The sequence below is a fragment of the Rhodococcus sp. PvP016 genome, assembly GCF_017832185.1.
GTDB lineage: Bacteria > Actinomycetota > Actinomycetes > Mycobacteriales > Mycobacteriaceae > Rhodococcoides.
Map to the genome: position 1 here is coordinate 4,146,334 of NZ_JAFIBH010000001.1, position 6,167 is coordinate 4,152,500.

General features: G+C 60.8%; 3 protein-coding genes and 2 rRNA genes. All 5 read right to left on the minus strand.

The window, feature by feature from the left end; genetic code table 11:
* Position 1: 1 nt before the first annotated feature.
* Positions 2-322, minus strand: coding sequence for an ATP/GTP-binding protein (locus JOE30_RS19400; protein WP_082544702.1), 321 nt, complete (start codon positions 320-322; stop codon positions 2-4).
* A 23-nt stretch (positions 323-345) separates the two neighbouring features.
* Positions 346-1,050 (minus strand): endonuclease NucS, encoded by a 705-nt coding sequence (nucS, locus tag JOE30_RS19405; protein WP_027505475.1) that lies wholly within the window; start codon positions 1,048-1,050, stop codon positions 346-348.
* Positions 1,051-1,081: 31 nt separating this feature from the next.
* Positions 1,082-2,632, minus strand: a complete 1,551-nt coding sequence (locus JOE30_RS19410) for an adenylate/guanylate cyclase domain-containing protein (protein WP_204868626.1) — start codon at positions 2,630-2,632, stop codon at positions 1,082-1,084.
* A gap of 128 nt (positions 2,633-2,760) precedes the next feature.
* Positions 2,761-2,877 (minus strand): 5S ribosomal RNA (gene rrf / locus JOE30_RS19415).
* 144 nt (positions 2,878-3,021) lie between these two features.
* Positions 3,022-6,158, minus strand: a 23S ribosomal RNA gene (locus JOE30_RS19420).
* Positions 6,159-6,167: the final 9 nt, after the last annotated feature.

Genomic DNA, 6,167 nt, shown 5'->3' on the forward strand with positions numbered 1-6,167 from the left:
GTCACGACCACCTGCGGGTGAGCCCGCGGGTACCGCGACCGGACCAGCAACCGGTGTGCCAGTGCCGCCTGTCGTCGGGTCCGCCGAGTTTCTCGGCGGGCCAGACGACCACGTGCGCCACACCGGGCATGATCTCGTGGTCGCAGCCGGGGCATCGATAGGTCTTGGTCGCACGAGCGCCGGGAATCGGGCGCACGACGTACTCCTCGTCGCCGTCGAACGACGGGCCGCGCTCCACTCGCGCCGTGGCGTCACCGAACGTCGGCGCGGGTCGCCCGGGCCGGCCCGACCGGCCTGCACGTTGGTTGTTGCGTCTCGGCACTCGACCGATGGTAGGCGACCGCGTCAGAAGAGCGTGAACGCGGAGGATTCGATACCGCGGAGCGAATCGTAGTCCAGTGTGAGGCAACGAATCCCGCGATCCTCCGCGAGCGTCTTCGCCTGTGGCTTGATCTGCTGGGCCGCGAACACGCCCCGCACCGGAGCCAGCAGTGGATCACGGTTCAGGAGTTCGAGATAGCGAGTCAGCTGCTCGACACCGTCGATGTCTCCTCGACGCTTGATCTCCACCGCGACCGTCGCACCGTCCTCGGCGCGGCACAGAAGGTCCACGGGTCCGATCGCCGTCGGGTACTCCCGGCGTACCAGGGTGTACCCGTCACCGAGCGTGTGCACGTGCTCGGCGAGCAGTTCCTGCAGATGGGACTCGACGCCGTCCTTGGTCAGACCCGGATCGACACCCAGCTCGTGGCTGCTGTCGAGTTCGATGTCCTCGATCGTGATGCGCAGTTCCTCGCCGGCTTTGTTGGTCACGACCCACAGCTGTCGGTCCGCGGGCACGACGTCGCCGTCGGCAGGGAGAGCCTCTGCAGGGTTCTCGACCAGCCAGCACGGCGGCGTCATCCAGTTGAGCGGCTTGTACGCCCGATCGTCCGCGTGGACGCTCACCGATCCGTCGGACTTGACGAGCAGCAGACGCTTCGCCCACGGCAGATGGGCCGTCAACCGGCCGACGTAATCGACCTGACACCGAGCAATGACCAGACGCACCGGGCCACCCTATCGACCGTGTGGGCCGACGTCAGGCAGGGGTCGCGAGCTGCGTCTCCTCCGACCGCCCCCGCAACGTCACGCTCTTGCCGAACGACCACGCATCGCTCGACTGATTGTGGGCGTGCTCCACCGTGCGTGCCGACGCCACCAGACGGCCGTCCGCCGACTTGGCGAGCTCGGACAACCGGGCGGCCTCGTTCACCGGATCACCGATGACCGTGTACTCGAACCGTTGTTTCGCACCGATGTTGCCCGCGACGGCTCTCCCGGAGGCGATGCCGATGGCTGCCTGACAATCCGGGACCTCGTTCTCGAGTCGCTTCATGATGGCGCGAGCCGCACTGAGCGCCTCGCCGCAGTGATCGTCGAGATCACCGGGAGCACCGAAGATGGCCAGCGCCGCATCACCCTCGAACTTGTTGACGAAACCGTGGTGCTTGTCCACCTCGTCGACGACGACGTCGAAGAACCGGTTCAGCAGGTCGACCACCTGTGCCGGCGGCTGGGACGACGCCAGCTCGGTCGACCCGATGAGGTCGATGAAGAAGACGGCAATGTCCCGCTCCTCCCCACCCAGCTCCGGGTTGCTCTTCAGCGCGGCCTCGGCGACCTCCATGCCGACGTGCCGACCGAACAGGTCACGGATCTTGTCGCGCTCGGCGAGACCCTCCGCCATGCGATTGAAGCCGCTCTGCAGTTCACCGAGCTCGGTCCCGTCGTAGACGGACACCCGTGCGTCGAGGTTGCCCCGTTCGATCTCGACCATCGCCGAGCGCACATTGTCGATGGGCGCCGTCGTAGCGAGTCCACCGAGCAGAGTCAGCGCGAAGCCGAACAAGAAGGTGATGCCCCCGAGCGCAAGAATGGCGACCGCGAACTGGTCGGCCGTCGTGTCGTTCCGGATGAACGACGCGATGGCGATGACCATGAGTCCCGCCACCGGGACGCCGGTACCCAGGAGCCACGAGAGGATGGAGCGCCCCATCACTCCGGCGATGCGGATACGGCGGAGATCGCCGGCCTCGAGCGCGCGTGCCGCGGCCGGGCGCAGAGCGAACTCTGTCAGCAGATAACTGAACGCACAGACGGTCGCACCACCGAACGCGATGGTGAACGCGACCTTGGGGATGGAATTGGGGTCGATGATGCCGTCGGCTGTCGTGACGATGACGAGCCCACCGATCCAGAGGCCGATCTGCAACCGAGTGAGCCGCCACGGCATCGCCAGCGTGCGCTTCTGTTCCTTGCGGGTGGGCACACGGTCCTCGATGGCCCAGCGCAGTCCCTTGACGGTGCGCTTGGTTCCCCACCCCACTCCGATGAGGAACGCGACCACGAGGTAGCACGGGATGAGGATGAAGTTCACCCACCAGTACTCGCGGGGCGTGACGACGTCCGGTCCCGGCACGACCACGCTGATGAGTGCACCCACGATGACGGCGCCGATCGCGTTGGCGCCCAGCAGAAAGACGGTGAGCAGAATCTGCACCCGGATACGCCGGCGACGCGGGGATTCCTCGGTGTGCCCGAGCAGCGGGGAGCCCAGGGGCGATATCGAGCGTCGTGGTTTCTGCGGCATGGTGGATACGAGACTATCCCGGCGCGCGCACGACGGGACTCTGCTTGATCGGACTGTGTCCGGGCACAGATACCCGTGAATGCAGAAAGCCCCCCGACCGGTGGTCGGGGGGCTTTCTGGGAAGGGTTGTTCGGCGGTGTCCTACTCTCCCACACCCTGTCGGGTGCAGTACCATCGGCGCTGGAGGGCTTAGCTTCCGGGTTCGGAATGGGTCCGGGCGTTTCCCCTCCGCTATGGCCACCGAAACTCTGTGAAACAACAGAGCACGAGGCACACACGTTCCCCTGTCACCGGTGCTGCTGGTGATGGATCGGTGGTGCGGGTTTCAGTTATCTGCTGAACAACTCGTGTGTTGTCTCAGATACTGCACAGTGGACGCGTAGCTTCTTTGTGGTAAGTCCTCGGCCTATTAGTACCAGTCACCTGCACCCATTGCTGGGCTTCCAGTTCTGGCCTATCAACCCGGTGGTCTGCCGGGGGCCTTACCCCCTCGAGGGGGTGAGAAACCTCATCTTGGAACAGGCTTCCCGCTTAGATGCTTTCAGCGGTTATCCCTTCCGAACGTAGCTAACCAGCGGTGCTCCTGGTGGAACAACTGGCACACCAGAGGTTCGTCCGTCCCGGTCCTCTCGTACTAGGGACAGCCTTCCTCAAGTTTCTGACGCGCGCGGCGGATAGAGACCGAACTGTCTCACGACGTTCTAAACCCAGCTCGCGTGCCGCTTTAATGGGCGAACAGCCCAACCCTTGGGACCTACTCCAGCCCCAGGATGCGACGAGCCGACATCGAGGTGCCAAACCATCCCGTCGATATGGACTCTTGGGGAAGATCAGCCTGTTATCCCCGGGGTACCTTTTATCCGTTGAGCGACACCGCTTCCACTTGCCGGTGCCGGATCACTAGTCCCGACTTTCGTCCCTGCTCGACTTGTCAGTCTCACAGTCAAGCTCCCTTGTGCACTTGCACTCGACACCTGATTGCCAACCAGGCTGAGGGAACCTTTGGGCGCCTCCGTTACATTTTGGGAGGCAACCGCCCCAGTTAAACTACCCACCAGGCACTGTCCCTGAACCAGATCATGGTCCGAGGTTGAGGTATCCAATACGATCAGAGTGGTATTTCAACAACGACTCCACACACACTGGCGTGCATGCTTCACAGTCTCCCACCTATCCTACACAAACCGAACCGAACACCAATACCAAGCTGTAGTGAAGGTCCCGGGGTCTTTTCGTCCTGCCGCGCGTAACGAGCATCTTTACTCGTAATGCAATTTCGCCGAGTCTATGGTTGAGACAGCTGAGAAGTCGTTACGCCATTCGTGCAGGTCGGAACTTACCCGACAAGGAATTTCGCTACCTTAGGATGGTTATAGTTACCACCGCCGTTTACTGGGGCTTAAATTCTCAGCTTCGCTCCCGAAGGAACTAACCGGTCCTCTTAACCTTCCAGCACCGGGCAGGCGTCAGTCCGTATACATCGTCTTACGACTTCGCACGGACCTGTGTTTTTAGTAAACAGTCGCTTCTCACTGGTCTCTGCGACCCACACCAGCTCACACTGCAAGAGTGATCACCAGCAGGGGTCCCCCTTCTCCCGAAGTTACGGGGGCATTTTGCCGAGTTCCTTAACCATAGTTATCTCGATCGCCTTGGTATTCTCTACCTGATCACCTGTGTCGGTTTGGGGTACGGGCCGTGTACCAGCTCGCTAGAGGCTTTTCTCGGCAGCATAGGATCACTGAATTCGCCTCATTCGGCTATGCATCACCTCTCAGGCTGTGTGAGACCCGGATTTGCCTAGGTCTCGCCCTACAGGCTTACACCAGTGTTACCACTGACTGGCTCAGCTACCTTCCTGCGTCACCCCATCGCTTGACTACTACCAGGAAAGGTCCCGTGCATCACCACACCCGGCACCCGAAGGTGCTCCTGGTGGCTCTGGACGGTTAGTACTCCTGATTCATCATGGGCGCGGATACACGGGTACGGGAATATCAACCCGTTGTCCATCGACTACGCCTGTCGGCCTCGCCTTAGGTCCCGACTCACCCTGGGCGGATTAACCTGGCCCAGGAACCCTTGATCATTCGGCGGACGAGTTTCTCACTCGTCTTTCGCTACTCATGCCTGCATTCTCACTCGCGTGGCCTCCACACCTGGATCACTCCGGCGCTTCCCTGGCCACACGACGCTCCCCTACCCATCCACACACCTGGCACACACCCCGTGGGATGTGCGCGGGCTATCGTGCGAATGCCGCGGCTTCGGCGGTGTACTTGAGCCCCGCTACATTGTCGGCGCAAAATCACTTGACCAGTGAGCTATTACGCACTCTTTCAAGGGTGGCTGCTTCTAAGCCAACCTCCTGGTTGTCTTCGCGACTTCACATCCTTTTCCACTTAGTACACGCTTAGGGGCCTTAGCCGGCGATCTGGGCTGTTTCCCTCTCGACTACGAACCTTATCGCCCGCAGTCTCACTGCCGCGCTCTCACATCCTGGCATTCGGAGTTTGGCTGATTTCGATAAGCTTGTGGGCCCTCTAGACCATCCAGTAGCTCTACCTCCAGGATGAAACACGCGACGCTGCACCTAAATGCATTTCGGGGAGAACCAGCTATCACGGAGTTTGATTGGCCTTTCACCCCTACCCACAACTCATCCCCTCAGTTTTCAACCTAAGTGGGTTCGGGCCTCCACGACGTCTTACCGTCGCTTCACCCTGGCCATGGGTAGATCACTCCGCTTCGGGTCTAGAGCATGCGACTGATGTTCGCCCTATTCGGACTCGCTTTCGCTACGGCTACCCCACACGGGTTAACCTCGCCACATACCACTAACTCGCAGGCTCATTCTTCAAAAGGCACGCCATCACCCACCACACCGAAGTGTGCACAGGCTCTGACGGATTGTAAGCGCACGGTTTCAGGTACTATTTCACTCCCCTCCCGGGGTACTTTTCACCTTTCCCTCACGGTACTAGTCCGCTATCGGTCACCAGGGAGTATTCAGGCTTATCGGGTGGTCCCGACAGATTCACAGCAGATTTCACGGGCCCGCTGCTACTTGGGCATTCATCACGACAGTCACACAGTTTTCGTCTACGGGACTCTCACCCTCTACGACAGGCCATCCCAGACCACTTCGACTAACCGCATGATTTCTTACTGTCGGCCGATCCGGCAGAATCGACAAGACAAACCCCACAACCCCACACGCACAACCCCTGCCGGGTATCACATGCACATGGTTTGGCCTCTTCCGCGTTCGCTCGCCACTACTGACGGAATCACTGTTGTTTTCTCTTCCTGTGGGTACTGAGATGTTTCACTTCCCCACGTTCCCTCCACACACCCTATATATTCAGGTGCAGGTAACACGACATCACTCGTGCTGGGTTTCCCCATTCGGACACCCTCGGATCTCAGCTCGGTTGACAGCTCCCCGAGGCTTATCGCAGCCTCCTACGTCCTTCATCGGCTCCTGGTGCCAAGGCATCCACCGTACGCTCTTCATTACTTACAACAAAGATGC

Coding starts and splice junctions, on each gene's coding strand:
- JOE30_RS19410 (WP_204868626.1), bottom strand. CDS start 2,632: ATGCCGCAGAAACCACGACGCTCGATATCGCCCCTGGGCTCCCCGCTG.